Below are 21,323 nucleotides of genomic sequence, written 5' to 3' on the forward strand. Positions count from 1 at the left end.
ACAAGTCATTCAAAAGTACAGTGAGGTTTATGGAGGATTGTTATGCTTTTTTCAAGTATTATTTTCATTTTCTATTTTCTTCCAGCTGTTTTAGTTTTATATTTTGTTAGTAGTTTTTCAAAGACATTACAAAATATTGTGCTCTTGTTTGCTAGTCTGTTTTTCTATGCATGGGGAGAACCACGTTTTGTCATTGTAATGATTGCATCAATTTTATTTAATTATCTGTTTGGCATTTTCATTAATCTTTCAAAAAAAAGCAGATCTTGGTCTCGAACATTATTAATAGTAACTATTGCAGGAAATCTTAGCACACTCTTTGTCTTTAAATATTTGGATTTTGTACTTCGCAATATTAATTTGGGAGCACATTTAAACATTCCAATTCCTGAAATTGTATTACCGCTTGGAATATCTTTTTATACATTCCATGCTTTGTCATACATAATTGATGTATACAGAGGAACAGTCAACGTTCAAAAGAATATAATTTATCTTGCCCTTTATATTGTTATTTTTCCAGCATTAATTGCTGGACCGATCGTTCGCTACAATACTATTGCGGACCAGTTTGTTAATAGAACAGAAACTTGGAGAAAATTTTCTGTTGGTTGTTGTAGATTCTTGACGGGGCTGGCAAAAAAAGTCCTTATTGCAAATAACATGGCAATAGTTGCGGATCACATATTTACATTGAGTGCACATTCGTCAATACCTGTCACCCTTGCATGGCTTGGAGCCATTGCGTATACTTTTCAAATTTTCTTTGACTTCTCTGCTTATTCCGACATGGCTATTGGTTTAGGGCTAATGTTTGGATTTGAGTTCGAGGAAAACTTTAATTATCCATATCTTTCTAGATCTATTTCTGAATTCTGGAGAAGATGGCATATCTCACTCGGCACGTGGTTTAGAGATTACGTTTATTTTCCACTTGGCGGTTCACGTGTAGACAGTACGGATAAACTAGTGAGAAATTTATTCATAGTATGGACCTTAACAGGGATTTGGCATGGCGCAGAATGGACATTTGTTTTTTGGGGGCTTCTTAACTTTATATGTATCGCTTTTGAGAAACTATTCCGCTTTGATGAATTAGTAAAAAATAATTTTGTGAAACATATATATGCGCTTTTCATCATTATTATCGGTTGGGTCATCTTCCGCGCTGAGAATTTGAAAGCAGCAGGCAATTATCTGGGTTCAATGTTTGGACATGGAGGTTTTTGGAGCGATATGGCCTTTATGTTTGTTAAGGAATATTTTGTATTTTTTATTATCGCTTTGATTCTGTGTGCACCAATAGCTAAACGTGTAAATCGAATAATTGTGGATCAAAAATATCCTGTAATTAGCACGACTGTTGGGATAATGTATCCACTTGTCATTCTTGGATTATTTGTCGTGTCCGTCACCTATCTAGTAAAAGGAAATTATAATCCCTTTATTTATTTTCAATTTTAAGGAGCAGCGTTATGAAAAGATATTTTATTGTACGGTTAATAACATCAATACTCTTTCTAATTATTTTATTTTCATACGCTGTCATTAATTTTTCATTTGCTCTTAAACCACTAAAAAATACCATTGTTAACATGAAGCTTACATCTTTAAAATCGAATATTAATGCTATAAATTCAATAATAGATGATAATATAGTGGGAAAATATAAAATGATTGATGGTTTTGGCTATTTGCAAAAACTAATGGATAAAAATGAAGAGTCAAATTTCGAAGTAGTGAAAGATACGGAAGGTAATTTACATTATACTTATTTCGCTACAGGAGCTAATAAAGTGAACGATCTAGCAGATCGTCTCGCACGATTAAAGAACGAAATTGATAATAAAAAAACTCAAGTAATCGCGCTTATGCCACCTGATAAATATATAAGGGGTTACACTAAGTTTCCAAAAGGGATACCTTACTCATATGCGAATGAAACCGCGGACAATTACCTTAAGTCTGTAAGAAAACATGAAATAAAAACTTTTGACTTTAGAAAAAATTTGTTGAAAAGCGGTATTCCGGCTGATCAATTATTTTACAAAACAGATCATCACTGGAAAATTCAAACGGCATTTTGGGCTTATCAACAACTAGTAGGTTATTTGAATCAGGAAAATAATGCAAAATTGGATCAACATAAATATTATACTAATTTAAAAAATTATAATCAGATAACATATAAACATTCTTATTTAGGATCAATGGGGACAAAAGCAGGCCCTCTCTATGCAGGAATTGATGATTTTACGCTTATTTACCCGAAATTTAAAACTGATTTTGATTTCCGTATCAATGATAAGGATTACAAGATTCATACACAAGGGCGTTTTGAAGAAGCTTTAATTAATGCAAGACCTTTTTATCAAAAGGGTAGCGATCAGTTATTCGCTCTTGAATCTAATCAGTATTTTTCTTACCTCTATGGAAACCACGGACTGGTGCACATAACTAATAAACAAAATCCAAATGGTCCAAAGGTGTTATTCATTAAGGATTCTCTATCAGTTCCTTTAGCTGCATTTTTGGCGAATGTATGTTCGGATGTCTATTTAGTAGATCCAAGATACTATCATGACAGTATTCCAAATTTAATTAACAAAGAAAATAAATTGGATTATGTATTTATGTCTGTTTACCCACAAAATTTAACAAATGAATTTTTTCCTTTTTAGTAGCCTTTGATCATATTTGCTGGAATGGGGGGTGTCCATGACTAATGAAGGTTAATAAAGTCCGACTGATGATTAACATGTTACTCATATGCATACTTCTTTTAACAACTGTTTCTCTTGCTTGGTTCATACGGAATAAAACGGGGGAAAAACGTCCATTGGAATTACGTTCAATGAATATTGGTAACGCATTAGATGCTCCACGTAATCAGCCATGGGATGTCAAGATGAATTCGGATTACTTTACTATTATTAAAAAGGCTGGGTTTAATTCTGTCCGATTACCTGTCCGTTTTTCAGATTATGCCAAGGATAACTCTAATTATGTTTTAGGTGAAGCGTTTATGAAGCAAGTTGATGGATATATCAAAGAGGCCCTCGATCAGAAGTTAACAATTATTTTGGACTTACACCACTTTCAAGAAATAATGAAAAATCCTAAGCAATATCATAAATGTTTCTTGCGTATTTGGCAACAGCTTTCTGAGAGGTACAAGAATTATCCTTCCGGTCTAATATTTGAAGTTTTGAATGAACCTCAAGAGAATCTTGAAGGAAAGTTATGGAATAAGTACATGGCGGAGGCGATTAAGATTATTAGAAAATCAAATCCGACCAGAACAATCATCGTAGGTCCTGATAATTACTATTCTCTTGATCGACTTAATGCCTTGAAGATTCCAAAGGATGATCATTTAGTTGTCTCGTTCCATTATTACGAACCAAATACTTTTACTTTTCAAAAGAGTCCATACTTAGGCTTCCAAAAATATCATGATGTACAATGGAATGGGTCATCACATGAAGTAGACATAATAAAGAGCAATTTTTCAGAGGTGAAAAAATGGGCTGATGAACATGATGTCTCAATATATTTGGGTGAGTTTGGTGCAAACAAAGAAGCACCCTATGAGTCTAGATTGCGTTGGACTAAGGAGGTTCGTGAACAAGCAGAAAAGTATGGATTTAGTTGGGGGTATTGGGAGTTTGCCTCTTTATTTGGAATTTACGATGCTCAAAATAACAACTGGGATCAACAAATGCTCAGAACACTCATTCCTAATAGTAAAGACAAGTAAAGAATTGAAGAACTATTTAATGATTTTCTGATAAAAAAATAATAGGTAATCTCCCCAAAAAAGAGAGGCAATCATGCCGATAGCAATGAATGGGGCGAAAGGAATTGGCTGTTTCCGTTGTATAAGATTGAGCATACTGGCAATGGTGCAAATTACTGTACCTGAAAATAGGGCTAAAATTAATCCGATGAAAACAAACTTAGTACCAATGAGAATTCCTGCAACAGCGAAAAGTTTAACATCTCCTCCGCCAATTCCTCCATTGCTTAAGAATACAATTAGAGCTAATAATAGAAAAATTGATCCGCAGCCAAGAATGGGATCCCACCACGGATTCAAAGGGATGATCATTCGATATCCAGAAAAAATGATGAAGAAAGAAAAGATGATTTTGTTGGGGATCAGCATCTTTGTAAGATCAGTTACAATACTGATCATGACAAATGATACGAGAAGTAAACCCGTAGTAAAATCATGGAAATTAGTCGAATATAAGAAATTGAAAAGAAACATGAGACCTGTTAGCCATTCAACAATTGGGTAAAGTGGTGAAATCCTACAATGACAATTACGGCATCGACCTTTAAGAAATAGATAAGATAAGATGGGGATTAAATCAAGAGTACGAATGGTTTGGCCACAATAAGGGCAATGGGATCTCGGGAATATAATAGACTCATTATTGACGATTCGATATCCAACAACATTAAAAAAAGATCCAAAAATAGTTCCGATGACGGTTACATAAATACTGGTAATAATGGTCATAGTTTGCCTTCTTTCACTGAGGTAGAAAACGATGAAGATAAAGCTGAATATTTCTAGAGGGTGGGATGAAGATTAACATATTAAACTTAGTTTAATATAATTACGGTTGTTTGAAAATAAAATAATTCAGAAATGTTTGTCTGTTTTCCGAAAAATATGTTTAACATTCTAAATGACAAATTTAATCAGCTGTCTTCCGACTTAATGAGAATCATCCTGTTTTTTTCATATCAACATGTATAGTGCATAGAAAATATACCCCCGGGCCATCTTTCACTCGGGGGTATATGTATCTTCTTTTCAATTTTTTGAAGTTTACTTCGCAATTTTCTCCAGGTTGCCGTTTTGATCCATCTTGAAGGCGGGTGCGGAGGTCGCTTCTTGATCCTTGAAGGCGACCATGCGGCGCGCTCGGTCCATAATGCCGACGAGCGCTTGATAATCGTCTTCTACGGTTTGCTGGCGAACGGTTAATGCCTTTATTTCTTGCTCCAGCTCTTTGACGCGCTTTTGCAGGCGGTTGTTTTCTTCCTTGAGATGCGTGTTTTCTTTGTCGAGTCGATCGCTCGTCGCGCTGCCGCTTTGCAGGTTCTGCAGATACTGAATGACATCGGTTAAATCGTTCAGGCGCTTCTCAGCAGGAGCGGAACTAGGCTGCGTTGTGGCTGCCGGCTGGAAGCTTTGCGTCTCGGCAGTGATTTCGTGGGGATCCAGAATCGTAGAAGTCTCCATAACGGGAAACGCGGCCGTCATCGGATGAACGACCCGCCCGCGTTGCTCGGCGCGTTTTTTCTGCTTGCGTTGTTTCTTTGCTATTTCAATCGCTTGCTCATATTTTCTGCGTACGATCGCGTTCCAACGAAATCCACACGCTGCCCCGGTCCGATTCAGACGGTCGCCCACTTCTTCAAAGGCGTCGAGCTGTGTACTTCCTTCTCTAATATGGCGCAGGACGGTTTCTGCTAGCATAAGATCGTCTTCATGCGACCATGCATCTTGTCTCACTTTTGTCATGGTATAGGCTCCTTCTTGCATTCTTGTTGATTGGTAAAAAGGATTGACAATTTGCGAGACTTTTATACACGATCGATTTTCAAGAAAAATCCGGATTGGTTGAGGCTAAATTAAAATCGTTTTCTATCTTTTTTCCTGATCTCGCTTGGCGAAGTAGTCGAGCCGTTTCTGAACGGTTCGTTCATAGCCGCGCGGTGCCGGATGATAGAAGGTCTTGTTGCGTAAATGCTCAGGCAGGTAATCTTGAGTCACATAGCCGCCTTCGAAATCGTGAGGATAAAGATAGTCTTTACCGTGACCGAGCTTGGCCGCGCCTTTATAATGGGCATCGCGCAGATGGATCGGTACCTCACCGGTTTTTTCGTTTTTCACCATGGCAAGCGCTTGGTCGATGCCGATAACGGCGGCGTTGCTCTTTGGCGCGGTAGCGACGTAGAGCGCGGCTTCGGCGAGCGGGATGCGTGCTTCGGGCAAACCGATAAAGGTTACCGCGGTGACGGCGGCGTTGGCGACGAGAATGGCATTCGGATCGGCAAGACCGACATCCTCAGCCGCATGGATGAAAATACGTCTTGCGATGAATTTCGGATCCTCACCTGCGGCGATCATTTTTGCCAGCCAATAGAGGGTAGCGTCCGGATCGGAACCGCGCATGCTTTTAATGAAGGCAGAAACTGTGTCGTAATGGTTGTCTCCATTTTTATCATATTGCAGTACTTTTTCCTGTATGGATTCTTCAGCGACACTCCGGTCAATGTGAATGACGCCGTCCTTGTCAGGGTCGGTCGTCAGCGCAGCGAGTTCGAGCGCGTGCAGCGCGGTGCGGCTGTCGCCGTTCGCAACACGAACCAAATGATCAAACGCCTCATCGTCGACTTTTATGGCTACGTCACCATAGCCTCTCTTTTTATCCGTCAGCGCGTGCGCAAGAATTTCGCGAATCGCGTCATCGGACAAGGGCTCGAAGCGAAACAGACGGGAACGTGACAGCAGCGCGGCGTTGATTTCAAACATTGGGCTCTCGGTCGTCGCGCCGATTAGAATGATGGTCCCTTTTTCAACAGAAGGGAGGAGCGCGTCCTGCTGTCCTTTATTAAATCGATGGATTTCATCAATGAACAGAATTGTTTTTTGTTTATCAAATTTAAGCCGTTCTTCAGCTGCGGCGATAATCTTGCGCAGGTCGCCGACACCTGAAGTTACGGCGTTCAGTTGTTCATAATAGGCAGCCGTCGTGCGGGCGATGATATGAGCAAGCGTCGTCTTCCCGGTTCCAGGAGGGCCGAAGAAGATCATTGGCGTCAGCTTGTCCGCCTGAATGGCGCGGCGCAGCAGTCGTCCTTTCCCGACAATCTGTTCCTGCCCGACAAATTCGTCCAGAGTCTGCGGGCGCATTCGGTCTGCCAATGGGCGTCCGTTTAAATTGGATTGGTCATCGGTTGGAAGATCGAAGAGATCCATTCCGATCATCCTCTCATCTATCAGTATTTGTGCGAATCCTTATTGATTACGTGCAACTCCAAGCATTTTCGTCTATAATGATTTAAGGTCTGAACATAGTTTACCATAGTTTGGATACTATGTTCGCATTTTGCAGCTGTTTATGGGATCATGGACAGTCATAATAGGCAAGTGCGTGAACAAGGATACAATGAATGAATATAAAACGATTAACAACTAGTTAGATGCTATAGGATAACTGAAAAGGTGTGAATGATATGAAAATCTCAACAAAAGGTCGCTACGGTCTAACAATCATGATGGCGCTGGCAAAAAATAAAGGTCGCGGTCCGCTTTCGCTGAAGGCGATCGCAAATGAACATGACCTTTCGGAACACTATCTCGAACAGCTGATTGCGCCGCTTCGAAATGCGGGCCTTGTAAGCAGTATCCGCGGGGCATACGGCGGCTATGTGCTGTCGAAAATGCCAAGCGAAATTACGGCGGCGGATGTAATCCGCGTTCTGGAAGGTCCGATTCAACCGGTTGAAGTCATGGAAGACGATGATCCGGCCAAACGCGAGCTGTGGGTGAAAATCAGAGACGCGGTACGTGACGTTCTTCAAGGAACGACGCTGGACGATCTGATTCATTACGATTCCGATCCGCAAGTTCAGGATCCGGATATGTTCTATATTTAATTGACACGTGAATAGGGTTAAATGAACCCTGTTTTTTTAGGAATATTAAAGGAGTGATAGGGCGTGGATCCGATTTATCTTGATCATGCCGCGACAACACCGATTGATCCGGAAGTTTTGCAAATTATGGTGGAAACATACCAAAATGTAGTAGGCAATCCGTCGAGTATCCACTCGTTCGGAAGACAAGCGCGCAAGATTGTTGACGACTCGCGACACACGATTGCCAAGTACATCGGCGCGCGCAGCCGTGAAATTGTATTTACGAGCGGAGGCACGGAAGGCGACAACATCGCGATTCTCGGCACGGCGCTTGCGAACAGTAATAAAGGAAAGCATATTATTACATCGAAAGTTGAGCATCATGGTGTGCTCAAGACGTGCGCTTATTTGGAAAGCCAGGGTTTTGACATTGACTATCTCGACGTCGACCGTACAGGCAGAATATCTATTGATGAATTAAAGGCTAAGTTGAGAGACGATACGATTCTTGTGACGATCATGTTCGGCAATAATGAAGTGGGCACCATTCAGCCGATTCGTGAAATCGCTCATCTATTGGCGAATCATCAAGCCTATTTCCACACCGATGTGGTGCAGGCATTCGGTACCGCAGATATGGATGTAAAAGACACACCGATTGATCTGCTGTCGATGGCCGGACACAAGATCGGCGGGCCAAAGGGAATCGGCTTCATCTTTGTTCGTGACGGACTTTCGCTTCAGGCATACACACACGGCGGCGATCAGGAACGTAAGCGTCGCGCAGGGACTGAGAACGTGCCGGCAATTGCGGGTCTTGCCCGCGCGGTTGAGAAGGTTGGCGAACATCTTCGTGAACGGATTCATGAAAGCCTGCGCTCTCGTCAGATTATCCTTGAGACCCTCGACGCTCAGAACGTAACTTATCAGGTCAATGGGAATCCGGAACACTTTTTACCGCAAGTACTGAATCTTTATTTTCCGGGCACACGTGTGGAAACATTGCTGACCAGACTTGATTTGGAAGGCGTGGCAGTTTCAAGCGGCTCGGCTTGCACGGCAGGTTCTGTTGAGCCGTCCCACGTGCTAACGGCGATGTTCGGAAAAGACGCGCCGGAGACGGGCAGCTCGATCCGCATTAGTTTCGGTGAAGGCATGAAAGAAGATCGATTACGAGAAGCAGGTAAGATTATCGCGGAATCGGTTCGCGCGCTTACGTCTGCGGGAAAGGCTGGTGAATCGCTGTGACAACGAAATCCCCCAGTCAGACCAGGGTCGTTGTGGGTATGTCCGGAGGTGTGGATTCGACAGTCGCCGCTTTGCTTTTAAAGCAGCAAGGCTACGATGTTGTCGGCATCTTCATGAAAAATTGGGACGATACTGATGAAAATGGGATCTGCACGGCGACAGAGGATTATGAAGATGTCGTCCGTGTCTCTAATCAAATCGGTATTCCTTACTACGCAGTGAATTTTGAGAAGCAGTACTGGGATCGCGTTTTTACGTATTTCCTAGATGAATATAAATTAGGCCGCACACCAAACCCTGATGTGATGTGCAACAAAGAAATCAAATTCAAGGCTTTTCTTGATCATGCTATGGCGCTCGGCGCTGATTATGTGGCAACAGGGCATTACGCGCGCGTGGAGAGGCGTGACGGGAAAGCGGTGATGATACGCGCCGTTGATCAAAATAAGGATCAGACGTATTTTCTGAATCAGTTGTCTCAAGAGCAGATCTCTAAGGTGATGTTCCCGCTCGGCGATCTGGAAAAGCCGGAGGTGCGCGAGATCGCGCGCGAGCATCACCTGGCGACGGCGGAAAAGAAAGACAGCACCGGCATTTGTTTCATCGGCGAACGGAACTTCAAGCAGTTTCTGAGCACCTATCTTCCCGCAAATCGCGGTGAGATTCGGACAATTGACGGTGAACGGAAAGGCTATCATGACGGACTCATGTATTATACCAATGGACAGCGTCAAGGCCTTGGTATCGGCGGTCCGGGCGGGCCATGGTTCGTCTGCGGCAAGGACTTGAAGCACAACATCCTGTATGTGGCACCTGGCGCCGACCATCCCGCGCTGTACTCACAGGGGTTGATTGCAGACCATATCAATTGGATTTCCGGGGAACCATCGCAGCGTGTTTTCCACTGCACAGCGAAGTTCCGCTACCGCCAAAAGGATCGTCCGGTTACGGTTCATGTGCTTGATGATGGCCGGCTTGAGATTGTTTTTGATGAACTGGAGTGGGCAGTAACGCCGGGACAATCGGTTGTTCTCTATGATTATGATGTATGTCTTGGCGGCGGAACCATCGCGACCATTTTGAATCAGGGTACGGATACGGCACTAGATTTTACAGACTCGGCTTCGCTCTGAAGCCCGAGTCTTTTTCCACTCAAAAAGATTTGGTGATGATAAACGTGGCACACACAATGGAAGAAATCCAACACTTGATCGCAGAAAAAAAATATGAGCAGGCGGCGGCAGCTTTGGATCAATCGATTTCAGAGCATCCGAAAGATCCGAAGGGCTACACCAATTTCGGCAATTTGCTCGTTGCGATGGGCGAGAGTTCACGAGCACCCGCTTTTTTCGAAAAGGCGCTTTCTCTCAATCCTGCGTATGGATCCGCGGCATTTGGCTATGGCAATGCGCTGTTTGAACTCGGGCGGTATAAAGAGGCGATGGATCGCTTTGCGGACGCCCAAAACAACGGTGTAAATAATGGGGATTTATTCTATATGATCGGCCGGTCCGCGCTTGAACTCGGTCATAGCGGTCAGGCGCTCGCAGCCTTTCAACGCGCAGTCGAATTGAACGGCAGTGATTTGGAGGCGCGTTTTCAATACGCGCTCACATTAGCGAAACTTGGCGATCTGACTACGGCCGAAGCACAATTTTTGACCGTTATTAAAGCAGATCCGTCCCATGCCGACGCTTATTATAACCTTGGCGTCATCGCGGTTTTCAGAGATAATAAGGATAAAGCGCGCGAGTCGTTCAAAAAGGCGCTTGAGCTGAATCCGGGTCACATGCTTGCGGCTAACGGACTGCGCGCAATAGATGCGCAATCGAACTAAGTGCTAAATGTGCAAAAAAGAGAGAAAGGACGGCGGAAAAGATGGAACAGGCAACCATGGATCTTTTTCCAGATCACACGACTTCAATTAAAGGCGAGCCGATCCGAATTGTTTTTCAGAACAGTGAGAACGGTTATACGGTGATGATCGTAAAAATTGATGAAACCAATGAACCAATCAATGAAAAAGAGATTACAATGGTTGGCTACTTTCCCGCTGTCCATCTTTATGAAACCTATCAATTTGCGGGCAAACTGAAAACACATCCGAAATATGGACAACAGTATGTGGTGGAGAACTATCGCAAACAGCTGCCTAAGTCACGATCTGGTGTCGTGAACTATCTGTCTGGTGACCTGTTCCCAGGCATCGGCAAGAAGACAGCGGAAGCGATTGTTGGCGAGCTCGGGGAAAACGCGATCTCTGAGATTTTAAATGATCCGTCCTGCCTGAACCGAGTGCCTAAATTGGATGAAGAGAAAAGTTCGATGATCTCAGACATCCTGCTGAAAAACGAGGGCCTTGAGAAGATTTTGATCGGACTCTCAGACTTTGGTTTCGGGTCGCAGATTGCGATGAAAATCTATCAAGCCTATGGTAATGAGAGTTTAGATGTGATTCAGGAAAACCCCTATCAATTGATTCAAGATATTGAAGGAATTGGTTTTCAGCGAGCCGATGAACTTGCGGCGAGTCTGGGGATTTCCGGAAATCATCCGGACCGCATTCAAGCCGCTTTTTTGTATTGGCTGAACGAGCGGGCGATGAATGACGGTGATGTGTTCATGCCTGAGCAGGAAACAGTTGCCGAGGTGCAAAAATTATTATCTGCCAAGGATGAAATTGACGAAGAAGATTTGGCGCGCGAATTGGACGTTCTTGAGGAAGATGGAAGAATGGTACGTGATGGGGATCATCTCTATCTTCCACAACTTTATTATGCGGAAAAAGGAATCGTGACCGGGATCCAGAAATTAGTGGAGCAGGAGTCTGAGAAAGAGTTTTCCGAGAGTGAATTTCTTAAAGCTTTGGGAAAAGTGGAGGACAAGCTGTCGATGCAATATGCGGACAGCCAGCAGCGTGCGATTCGGGAAGCGATTCAGTCACCGGTTATGATTTTAACGGGGGGACCCGGAACCGGGAAAACAACGGTTATCCGCGGCATTGTCGAAGTCTATGCGGAATTGAACAGCTACTCGCTCGAGCCGAAGGACTATGACGACGATCATCCGTATCCGGTTCTGCTTGTGGCGCCGACCGGTCGCGCTGCGAAGCGAATGAAGGAGTCGACAGGTCTTCCCGCTGTAACGATCCATCGTCTGCTGGGATGGAACGGCGGCGCAGGATACGCGCATGACGAGGATAATCAGATTGAGGGCAAGCTGCTGATTGTTGATGAAATGTCGATGGTGGATATCTGGCTTGCAAACCAGCTGCTCAAGTCACTACCTGAAGAGATGAAGGTTGTTATTGTTGGGGACGAAGACCAGCTGCCGTCGGTTGGTCCGGGACAGGTGCTCAGTGACTTGATCCAGTCTGACGCGATTCCTGTGATTCGTTTGACGGATATTTTTCGGCAAGCAAAAGGATCCTCGATCATTGAGCTTGCGCACGAAATTAAAGAAGGCGCGTTATCTGACGTTACCGAACCGAAGAGTGACCGCTGTTTCTTTAAATGTCACCAGAATCAAGTGGTCGATCTCATCTGTCAAGTGGCAGCTGCCGCCGAAAAAAAAGGCTATCATCCGAAGGACATTCAGGTACTCGCGCCGATTTATCGCGGTAATGCAGGAATCGAGCGGATTAATGAGGCACTTCAAGAGCTGTTCAACCCTGCCGGCGATCAGAAACGAGAATTGACCTATGGTGACCACATCTTCCGTGTACACGATAAAGTACTGCAACTGGTCAATAACCCAGATGAACATGTATTTAATGGTGATATCGGCGAAATTTCCGCCATTTTCAAAGCGAAAGAGACAACGGATAAGGAAGAAACGGTCATTGTCACATTCGACTCGATCGAAGTCAAATATTTGAAGCATGACTTGAATCAGCTGACGCTTGCGTACTGCTGTTCGATTCATAAAGCGCAGGGAAGCGAATTTCCAATCGTGGTTCTGCCGATAGTCAAAGGTTATCACCGTATGTTGAAGCGCAACTTGATTTACACGGCGGTGACGCGAAGCAAGGATTCGCTCGTTCTGTGCGGGGACGAGCAGGCGTTCAATCAGGCGATTAGCCGCAACGATGTCGATCAGCGTAATTCCAGCCTTGCCAGCAAGATTCGCGAGCGGCTGATTCTGATGAACGGCATGCCGGAGGAAGAAGCCGTTCCCACAATAGATACGGAAGAAGTACACGAGGAAACGGTTGTAGATGAAAAAGTGGAAAAATAAGAATAACACCCGAAGTTGACGCTTCGGGTGTTATTCCTTAGATGCCAACGTCCCAAATCACATACCGATTCTCATGCTCATTAAAGGAATTTAACATGAAAACATAGCTGATTAAATTTATCGGCTATATTTTGTTGTACATAAAATTTTGGGCTTTAACTGTATAGATCGATACAGTTCTGCTTTAATGAAACAGTTGACGGAAGAAACGCAACAAGCGTGTAAGAGTCGAGGTTAGAACGAACACCTGGGGAAAGTTCAACCCAAAAGAGGAAAAGTTCAACCGAAGACCAAAAGTTCAACCTAACGAGTGAAAAGTTGAACCCAAGCCCTGGGAAGTTCATCAACCCAAGAGAGGAAAAGTTGTAACTATTTCCCAGAATCGTAACGAACCACGAAAAAGTCGTAGCTAATTTATCGAAAGTAGTAACGAATTCCCAAACTCGTAACCAATCGCGAAAAAGTCGTAACGAATGAGCTCAAAGTCGTAGCTAATTTATCGAAAGTCGTAACCAATTCCCAGACTCGTAACGAACCATGAAAAAATCGTAACGAAAGTCATTAAAGTTGTAACGAAGGCATCAAAAGACCTGCGGTATTATGTCAAGTGCTTTGTAAAGTATATTTGTTCATTGATCGATAAAAAGGCGAACTCTAATCTAAGCCCAGTGTGAAATGTAAAATACTGGGAATAGATAAGGGAGTGGAAACAGTCATTTTGACTTATCCGGTCATCCCTTTACTCGGTGCATAAACTTCATGGTGACGGAGTAGAGCGTCAACCATGCGGACCAATTTTCTTGCAGTTAGAACGAGTGCACGTTTGTGTTTATGAGTGGTGACTTCACTTGCCTTTTTCTCATAGTACCTTCGGTATTCCGGAACGTAGCGTATGACATGATTGGCGGCTTCAATCAGGTTATAACGCAAATAGACGTTCCCGGTTCGTGAAAGTCTGGTATCCTCAGCAGTAAAAGTACCCGACTGGTGTTTATGCCAATACAATCCGGCATACTTTGCCAGCTTTGCTTCGTTTGGGAACCGATCAATCTGACCAATTTCAGCGATGATTCCAGCTGAAAAGACGGGACCAATCCCTGGAACAGTATCAATTGTTCGCGTTGCTACCGGAAGACTTTTGATTAGGTTCTCAATGCCCTTTTCTAAGGCTTTAATCTGGGCTTTCATCGTTCTGATCAGAGTAATTGAAGTACTCATGAGAAGATCCACTGAATCTTCCACACAACGGCTCAGCTGATAGGAATTGTTGACCGCTGTTTTGATGGATGAGGCCACTTTTTTGGGATCCCCAAAGTGGTGATTTCCCTTTTCCTGAAGGTACAGTGCCAGCTTTTCCAAGGGCATAGTCACCAAATCATCTAAGCTGAATTCATCACTGAGAAAGTCCAAAATAGCCTGTCCAAAAACGGAAGTTTTAACGTCATGAGTAAACTGGCTGAATTTAAAGTTTAGGTGCTGCAGAAAATGTTGTTTTTCTCTTGTCAGCTCTTGAACCAAGAGAAAACGGGAACGCGTCAGTCGTTGAAGAGCGATATACTGTTCTTCTTTGACTACAGAGAGTGTCGAACGGCCAAATCTCAGATAGTCGGCAATGACAAACGCATCAATCTCATCTGTTTTATCCAGATTCGCATAGCTTTTCTTGAAGTTGGCCACTTGTTTAGGATTAAGCATATAGACGGTGCAGCCGATCTTCTTTAATTCAGGATCTGTATGAAAAAACATGGCTGGATGATAGCTGTACACAGAGGTGGATTCCAAGCCAATTGTGTACGCATCAACCCGTTGATCCTCCGCTAAAGAAATGAGATCGTCGCGCAGTTTTAGAGCACCTGGACGATTGTTTGGGATCGGGTAAGCTTTTATTTTGTTCCCTTTCTCATTTTCAATATAGACTTTGATATCTAGTGAACTTACGTCCAAACCAACAAAATAGGTCATGATACAACCATCCTCCTCTCAATTAGGATAACTTGGGCATCTGGGGATATCCCTAAGTGTGAACGCCGACCAGCACACTCGCGTATCGGAACTTATTCTCTGCTTCATTAGCCGCGTCCTGCCTACTCAAACAGGACAATGAGAATCAGAGATGAACAGCCTGCGAGTAAGGAGTCCCTTGCGTACACCGGGAATCAGTCTTTTAAAGTAGTCAAACTACAGTAGTAACGGGAATTAACCCAAATGATCCTTAAACTCATTATCTTAGGAATATCACCAGGTGTCCAAATCATTTGATCAGATTTATACAAGTTCTCACTGAGTACATTATTAATATACGAGTAGTAACGAACTCTGAGACTCGTAACGAACCGGAAAAAAATCGTAACGAAAGACATTAAATTTGTAACGAAGACATCGAAAGTAGTAACGAATTCGGAAACTCGTATCAAATTGAAAAAAGGTCATAACGAATGAAGTAGCTCACTTGTTGAATAAACGTCTAACCTGTTGAATAACCGTTTAACCTGCGAAATAAATCGTTGGATACGCCAACTTTAGATGTGTTTGCTTTAACTTTTCCCGTTCCATGCTGCGCACTCCGTCTTTACTGTGAGTCATTTCACGCTCATTCCTCAACGGTAGTTCGTTCTTGCTTTTGAAAAGTACAATCATCGCAAATAGACAATATTTTTCAAAGGTGATTTTTTTCTCTTCACTTTTTCCAACGAATGTATACTTTTCTAGAAATTTGGACATTGATGCACATAACAAGATTTGAGCAAACGCTCTAATGAAACTTGAGGTGAACGCAGATGAAATGTCCAAATTGTTCAAGTAAGAATATCGGTAAAATCGGTGTCAATCAATATTACTGTTGGAACTGCTTTATTGAATTGTCACTTGAGGATGGGAAATTATCATTGAGTCAGGTTGAAGAGGATGGGAGTTTAACCGGTCTGGATGATTTGTTTCAATCTTCAGAGCTGGAGGCGAAAGCGAACGGATTCTGATCGAATTCGTCCACATCTTCCGATCCTGCCGCTCATGTTTTGCTTATGATTGGGCAAAGCTAAGCGTGGAGGGATGATGATGCGGAAATGGACTGCCCTGCAGTGGATGAAGGGTCTATCTATCGCACTGCTGATTTTTCTTAACGGGTATCTTTTTTATCGGTTGCTGCCATTAATCGGTATTGTGCTGCAATTTCTAACCAAAGTGGCTGTTCCGTTTATTGCGGCAGCTATTATCGCCTATTTGCTTCATCCGCTCGTGGGACGCGTTCAGCGTATGGGGGTGCCGCGGACAGTGGCGATTCTTGCAATCTACGCGCTTTTCTTTGGCGTGGTCGGCTTTACGATCTATAAAGGCGGCCCGGTGCTGCTGCATGAGCTCAGAGGGCTTGATGATGATATATCAAATTATGAAAAAATGTATCAAACCAATTTAGATCACTTATATGGATCGACACCGGAAGCTGTGCATGATCAAGTTAATGATGCATTGCTGCGAATCCGCAACAGCTTGGCACATACTGCCGATCGGGCGATGGACTGGTGCTCCGGGGTTGTCCAATCGTTCTTTACGTTACTGATTATTCCGTTTCTCTCTTTTTATATATTAAAGGATGCGGGATCAATTAAGAAACATGCGTTGCTGCTTGTCCCGAGAAAGTGGCGCAAGCAAACGGCCGACCTGTTTTCGGAAATGGACCAATCCATTGGTAACTATATTCGGGGTCAGTTGACCGTTTGCGCGATTCTGGCAGTGATGGCGACAATCGGACTGTGGATTCTTAAAGTTCCTTATCCTATTGTATTCGGACTGTTTATTGGATCAACGGATCTGATTCCGTACTTCGGTCCGTTTATTGGTGCCGCCCCGGCAGTTCTGGTTGCCGCGACAAAGTCATTTTATTCGATGGCCGGTGTTGTTCTGATGATTATACTGATTCAGTTCCTTGAGGGGAGCGTCATTGAACCGCTCGTTGTCGGCAAGAGTGCGGATATTCATCCGCTCTATATTATGCTTGCTGTCGGTGTAGGCGGCGAACTTGCGGGAATCGTCGGTATGCTCCTTGCCATTCCTTGTTTTATCATCATCCGCACCTGTCTGCGCCACTTGAACGAGCGGTTCCGAATTATTGACAAATAAGGGGAATTTCATCTATAATAGCGGCAGAATAATGAAAACGAGACGAAAAGAATAGCGACAGCGCGAGCAGCCAATCAATTGACCGTCTGAACCATTTTAAACTGCGGGAACGGCTTTTCTGTAGTTTAGTTTTAGCGTTTACGGCGGTGCGCCTGAAGAAAGCTTTCGGCGGACTGAGGCGTCGAGTGCTGTTATACATATGCCGCGTAGTTTTCTTTTCATTGGCGGCGCAGATAAAGCTTGAAAGCTTTCGTCCTTTCTGGTGAATGGGATGAGAGCTTTTTTCGCTTGGCGTCCTCATGTTTTACATAATGGTAGTTGCAGCAAACTTGAGTGGAGGTTCTTGTGATGAAACAGCTTAGTTCATCGGAAGTCAGGCAAATGTTTTTGGACTTTTTCAAAGGTAAGGGGCATACGGTCGAACCCAGTGCATCATTGGTTCCTGTAGATGATCCGTCCTTGCTCTGGATCAACAGTGGTGTGGCAACACTGAAGAAGTATTTTGACGGGCGTGTCGTCCCGAAAAATCCGCGCATCTGTAATGCTCAGAAGGCGATAAGAACGAACGATATTGAGAATGTCGGGTTTACAGCGCGGCATCATACGTTCTTCGAGATGCTTGGCAACTTTTCGGTCGGCGATTATTTTAAAGAAGAGGCCATCACTTGGGCGTGGGAATTCTTGACCAGCCCGGAATGGATTGATTTTGATCCGGACAAGCTGTCGGTGACCATCTATCCTGAGGATGAAGACGCCTATAAGCTTTGGCATGAAAAAATTGGTCTTCCGGAAAACCGGATTATTAAGCTAGAGCATAATTTCTGGGATATCGGCGAAGGACCAAGTGGACCGAACACGGAGATCTTCTATGATCGCGGTGAAGCCTTCGGCAATGATCCGAAGGACCCTGAACTCTATCCGGGCGGTGAGAACGAGCGTTATTTGGAAGTATGGAATCTCGTGTTCTCGCAATTCAATCACAACCCTGACGGCAGCCATACCCCGCTACCAAAGAAGAATATTGATACCGGAATGGGCTTGGAACGAATGGTCAGCGTGATTCAGAATGCCGAGACGAACTTCGATACCGACTTGTTCTTGCCAATCATTCATCGGATTGAAGAACTCTCCGGCGCGAGGTATCAGATCGGCAAAAAGAACACAGCGTTCAAGGTTATTGCCGATCATGCGCGTACGGTTACTTTTGCGATTGCCGATGGGGCACTTCCTTCGAATGAAGGCCGCGGCTATGTTCTGCGCCGATTGATTCGCCGCGCGGTTCGTTACGCCATGGATCTTGGGATCGACAAACCGTTCCTGTTTGAATTAGTTCCGATTGTTGCCGATATAATGAAAGACTACTACAAAGAAGTCTCCGAAAAGGCGGCTTTTGTTCAGAAAGTGATTCGCGGCGAGGAAGAACGTTTCCAGGAGACGATTCACGAAGGTGTCTCGATTCTGAAACAGCAAGTTGAAGAAGCGAAGGCACAAGGCAAGGACGAACTCTCTGGGGCGAATGTGTTCAAACTCTACGACACCTTTGGCTTCCCTGTTGAATTAACTGAGGAGTATGCGAACCAGGAAGGCTTGACTATTGATCGAACGGGATTTGAGAAGGAGCTTGACGCGCAAAGAGATCGCGCGCGCTCTGCCCGCAAGGACCAGAAGTCGATGCAGGTTCAGAGTGGTACCTTGCGCAATATTACAGAAGCCAGCGAATTCATCGGTTATGATCAATTCACCGTTGATGATGTCAAGGTACTCGCACTTGTGAAGGATAATGCTGCTGTAGAACATGCTTCTGAGGGAGAAAAAGTGCAAGTGATTCTGGATCGCACCCCGTTCTATGCGGAAATGGGCGGTCAAGTGGCTGATCAAGGTACATTGTCCAATGAGAAGGCCGAACTCGATGTTACTGATGTTCAGACTGCGCCAAATGGTCAGAACCTGCATACCTGCGTTGTTAGAAGCGGTGAAGTGGCAGTTGGTGACCATCTGAAGGCTGCGATTGATGGGAAAGCGCGCCTTGCCATTCAGAAAAATCATACGGCGACACACTTGCTTGATCAGGCACTCAAGGATGTACTAGGTACCCATGTCGGCCAGGCCGGTTCCTATGTCTCAGCCGATAGGCTCAGATTCGACTTCTCTCACTATGGTCAGGTGACAGAAGACGAACTGCGGGAAGTTGAAAAAATCGTTAATGAGAAAATTTGGGAACAATTGCCGGTGACAATCAAAGAAATGCCGATTGACGAAGCGAAAAAGCTAGGCGCCATTGCTCTCTTCGGTGAAAAGTATGGTAAAATCGTGCGCGTTGTCAGTGCCGGCGATTACAGCATGGAACTCTGCGGCGGTTGCCATGTCTCCAATACTTCGGAATTGGGCTTGTTCACACTTGTCGGTGAAAGTGGTATCGGCGCCGGCACACGCCGCATCGAAGCACTGACCGGAGAAATGGCTTTTGAAAAGTTGAATCAAGTCAAACTTCAGATGAAGAATATTGCCGCGTCACTGAAGGCGGCTCCGGATCAACTTGCGGAACGTATTGACGCACTGCAGCAGCAGATTAAGAGCTTGGAGAAAGAGAATGCGGCACTGATGAATAAGCTTGGCAGCGCGAAGACAGGGGAACTTGAACAATCCGCGAAACAAAGCGGAGATGTCACGTACATCGCGGCTAAGGTCGATGCCATGGACATGAATCAACTCCGCTCGATGGCTGATGATCTAAAGAATAAACTTCAATCAATCATTGTTGTGCTTGCCTCAGTCGAAGACGGAAAGGTTCATCTTGTCGCTGGTGTGACCAAGGATCTGATTCAAAAGGGCTTCCATGCCGGCAAAATTGTCAAAGAGGTTGCGACAATTTGCGGAGGCGGAGGCGGAGGACGCCCGGATATGGCTCAAGCCGGTGGCAAGCGTCCGGAAAAAGTGCGTATGGCATTAGACGCGGTTTCCGACCTGATTGAAAAAGCGGCTGTTCGCTAATTCGGTGTCAATGGACAACACAATTCCTGTTTGGGAGATGAGTATCATGGATAAGACAATGAAATTCAGTTTTGGCGATCAAAAGGATCACAATCCACGTGAAGTCTTGTTTCAAGTCTATGATGCGCTTGATGAAAAGGGCTATAATCCAATCAATCAAATTGTTGGTTACCTGCTATCCGGAGATCCCGCCTACATTCCGAGACACAAGGATGCGCGGAAATTAATTCGCAGACTCGAACGTGATGAGCTCATTGAAGCGCTGGTCACTTCATACCTTAAAGAGAAATGGGACAAAGAATGAGAATTATGGGCTTGGATTTCGGTTCGGTGACGTGCGGGGTCTCGATTAGCGATCCACTTGGGCTGACTGCTCAAGGTATTGAAACGGTACGTTATGTCGAACATAAGAAAAATCTGCTTTTTGACCGAATTGGTGAATTAATCGAACACTATGAAATTGAATCTGTCGTGGTTGGTCTTCCAAAGGATCTAATCGGCACGGAAAGCGAGCGTGCGCTTGCTTCGCGCGGGTTTGCCAAAAGCGTCCGACGCAAGTTCAAGATTCCGGTGGAACTCTGGGATGAGCGACTGACCACGATGGCTGCCGAACGCATTCTAATTGAAGCTGATGTCAGCCGCAAGAAACGCAAACAAGTGATTGATAAGGAAGCGGCGGTACTCATACTGCAAAGTTTTCTTGATAAAAAACGAATGGAGCAAAAAAAAGATGAGTGAACACGAGCACAATCATTACCCGATTTTCCTGCCGGATTCCGAGGAAAAAGAACGTATTGTCATCCCTGAAGAAAATGGAGACGAAAATCTCTTTGACGTTCTCTTTTATTTTGATGTTCCGGAAACAGACAAGTCTTATGTTGTGGTTGTACCTGCCGAACAGGATACGGATGATGATGAAGAGCAGGAAGTATTCGCTTTCCGATATGAAGGCGATGACGAAGATTTTAAACTGTTCCCAATCGAAACGGATGAAGAATGGGATATTGTTGAAGAGATGATCAACACATTCAGCGATGAAGGCGAAGAATGATTGAGCCCCGGCAATA

The 21,323-nt window shown here is 44.3% G+C and carries 18 protein-coding genes; 14 read left to right on the forward strand and 4 right to left on the reverse strand.

The annotated features are described in order from the left end of the window. The first annotated feature begins 42 nt into the window (after positions 1–42). Genes ABWW58_RS01845 through ABWW58_RS01855 form a run of 3 tightly spaced genes read left to right on the forward strand, consistent with a single transcriptional unit; the run spans position 43 to position 3,760 of the window. Positions 43–1,464, forward strand: a complete 1,422-nt coding sequence (locus ABWW58_RS01845) for an MBOAT family O-acyltransferase (protein WP_353867570.1) — start codon at positions 43–45, stop codon at positions 1,462–1,464. Positions 1,465–1,475: 11 nt separating this feature from the next. Further along, positions 1,476–2,681, forward strand: a complete 1,206-nt coding sequence (locus ABWW58_RS01850; protein WP_353867571.1) for an alginate O-acetyltransferase AlgX-related protein — start codon at positions 1,476–1,478, stop codon at positions 2,679–2,681. A 44-nt stretch (positions 2,682–2,725) separates the two neighbouring features. Further along, positions 2,726–3,760: a glycoside hydrolase family 5 protein gene (locus tag ABWW58_RS01855; RefSeq protein ID WP_353867572.1), complete on the forward strand. Its 1,035-nt coding sequence runs from the start codon at positions 2,726–2,728 to the stop codon at positions 3,758–3,760. 12 nt (positions 3,761–3,772) lie between these two features. On the opposite strand, the gene ABWW58_RS01860 is transcribed toward ABWW58_RS01855, so the two are convergent. The 3 genes from ABWW58_RS01860 to ABWW58_RS01870 all read right to left on the reverse strand — a co-directional run bounded on the left by ABWW58_RS01860 (position 3,773) and on the right by ABWW58_RS01870 (position 7,003). Further along, positions 3,773–4,528, reverse strand: coding sequence for a prepilin peptidase (locus ABWW58_RS01860; protein WP_353867573.1), 756 nt, complete (start codon positions 4,526–4,528; stop codon positions 3,773–3,775). 315 nt (positions 4,529–4,843) lie between these two features. Then, complete coding sequence (locus ABWW58_RS01865) at positions 4,844–5,542, reverse strand: RsfA family transcriptional regulator (RefSeq protein ID WP_353867574.1); 699 nt, start codon at positions 5,540–5,542, stop codon at positions 4,844–4,846. A 123-nt stretch (positions 5,543–5,665) separates the two neighbouring features. Next, positions 5,666–7,003: a replication-associated recombination protein A gene (locus ABWW58_RS01870; protein ID WP_353867575.1), complete on the reverse strand. Its 1,338-nt coding sequence runs from the start codon at positions 7,001–7,003 to the stop codon at positions 5,666–5,668. Positions 7,004–7,260: 257 nt separating this feature from the next. On the opposite strand from ABWW58_RS01870, the gene cymR reads away from it, so the two are divergent. The 5 genes from cymR to recD2 all read left to right on the forward strand — a co-directional run bounded on the left by cymR (position 7,261) and on the right by recD2 (position 13,149). Beyond that, on the forward strand, positions 7,261–7,683 hold the full coding sequence (gene cymR, locus ABWW58_RS01875; RefSeq protein ID WP_093669855.1) for a cysteine metabolism transcriptional regulator CymR: 423 nt from the start codon (positions 7,261–7,263) through the stop codon (positions 7,681–7,683). Positions 7,684–7,746: 63 nt separating this feature from the next. Then, a complete protein-coding gene (locus ABWW58_RS01880) occupies positions 7,747–8,913 on the forward strand; it encodes a cysteine desulfurase family protein (protein WP_353867576.1) in 1,167 nt (388 codons plus the stop codon). Continuing rightward, positions 8,910–10,046: a tRNA 2-thiouridine(34) synthase MnmA gene (gene mnmA, locus ABWW58_RS01885; RefSeq protein WP_353867577.1), complete on the forward strand. Its 1,137-nt coding sequence runs from the start codon at positions 8,910–8,912 to the stop codon at positions 10,044–10,046. The genes ABWW58_RS01880 and mnmA overlap by 4 nt, the downstream gene beginning before the upstream one ends. A gap of 35 nt (positions 10,047–10,081) precedes the next feature. Beyond that, on the forward strand, positions 10,082–10,750 hold the full coding sequence (locus ABWW58_RS01890) for a tetratricopeptide repeat protein (RefSeq protein ID WP_353867578.1): 669 nt from the start codon (positions 10,082–10,084) through the stop codon (positions 10,748–10,750). A 41-nt stretch (positions 10,751–10,791) separates the two neighbouring features. After that, positions 10,792–13,149, forward strand: a complete 2,358-nt coding sequence (recD2, locus tag ABWW58_RS01895) for an SF1B family DNA helicase RecD2 (RefSeq protein WP_353867579.1) — start codon at positions 10,792–10,794, stop codon at positions 13,147–13,149. A 723-nt stretch (positions 13,150–13,872) separates the two neighbouring features. Here recD2 and ABWW58_RS01900 read toward each other — a convergent pair. Then, positions 13,873–15,111, reverse strand: a complete 1,239-nt coding sequence (locus ABWW58_RS01900; protein ID WP_353867580.1) for an IS110 family RNA-guided transposase — start codon at positions 15,109–15,111, stop codon at positions 13,873–13,875. Between the two features lie 815 nt (positions 15,112–15,926). On the opposite strand from ABWW58_RS01900, the gene ABWW58_RS01905 reads away from it, so the two are divergent. From ABWW58_RS01905 to ABWW58_RS01930, 6 genes are all read left to right on the forward strand, one after another. Then, positions 15,927–16,124, forward strand: coding sequence for a YrzR-like zinc ribbon domain (locus ABWW58_RS01905; protein WP_093669865.1), 198 nt, complete (start codon positions 15,927–15,929; stop codon positions 16,122–16,124). Positions 16,125–16,203: 79 nt separating this feature from the next. Continuing rightward, complete coding sequence (locus tag ABWW58_RS01910) at positions 16,204–17,265, forward strand: AI-2E family transporter (protein WP_353867581.1); 1,062 nt, start codon at positions 16,204–16,206, stop codon at positions 17,263–17,265. 348 nt (positions 17,266–17,613) lie between these two features. Then, positions 17,614–20,256: an alanine--tRNA ligase gene (gene alaS, locus ABWW58_RS01915; RefSeq protein ID WP_353867582.1), complete on the forward strand. Its 2,643-nt coding sequence runs from the start codon at positions 17,614–17,616 to the stop codon at positions 20,254–20,256. Between the two features lie 37 nt (positions 20,257–20,293). Next, complete coding sequence (locus ABWW58_RS01920) at positions 20,294–20,560, forward strand: IreB family regulatory phosphoprotein (RefSeq protein ID WP_093669871.1); 267 nt, start codon at positions 20,294–20,296, stop codon at positions 20,558–20,560. After that, entirely contained in the window at positions 20,557–20,994 is a 438-nt protein-coding gene (ruvX, locus tag ABWW58_RS01925; protein ID WP_353867853.1) for a Holliday junction resolvase RuvX, read from the forward strand. The genes ABWW58_RS01920 and ruvX overlap by 4 nt, the downstream gene beginning before the upstream one ends. Continuing rightward, positions 20,987–21,307 carry a DUF1292 domain-containing protein gene (locus ABWW58_RS01930; RefSeq protein WP_093669875.1) on the forward strand — a complete coding sequence of 107 codons (321 nt, stop codon included), beginning with the start codon at positions 20,987–20,989 and terminating at the stop codon, positions 21,305–21,307. Before ruvX ends, ABWW58_RS01930 begins: the two co-directional genes overlap by 8 nt. Positions 21,308–21,323 lie beyond the last annotated feature (16 nt).

Source organism: Sporolactobacillus caesalpiniae (assembly GCF_040513385.1).
GTDB lineage: Bacteria > Bacillota > Bacilli > Bacillales > Sporolactobacillaceae > Sporolactobacillus.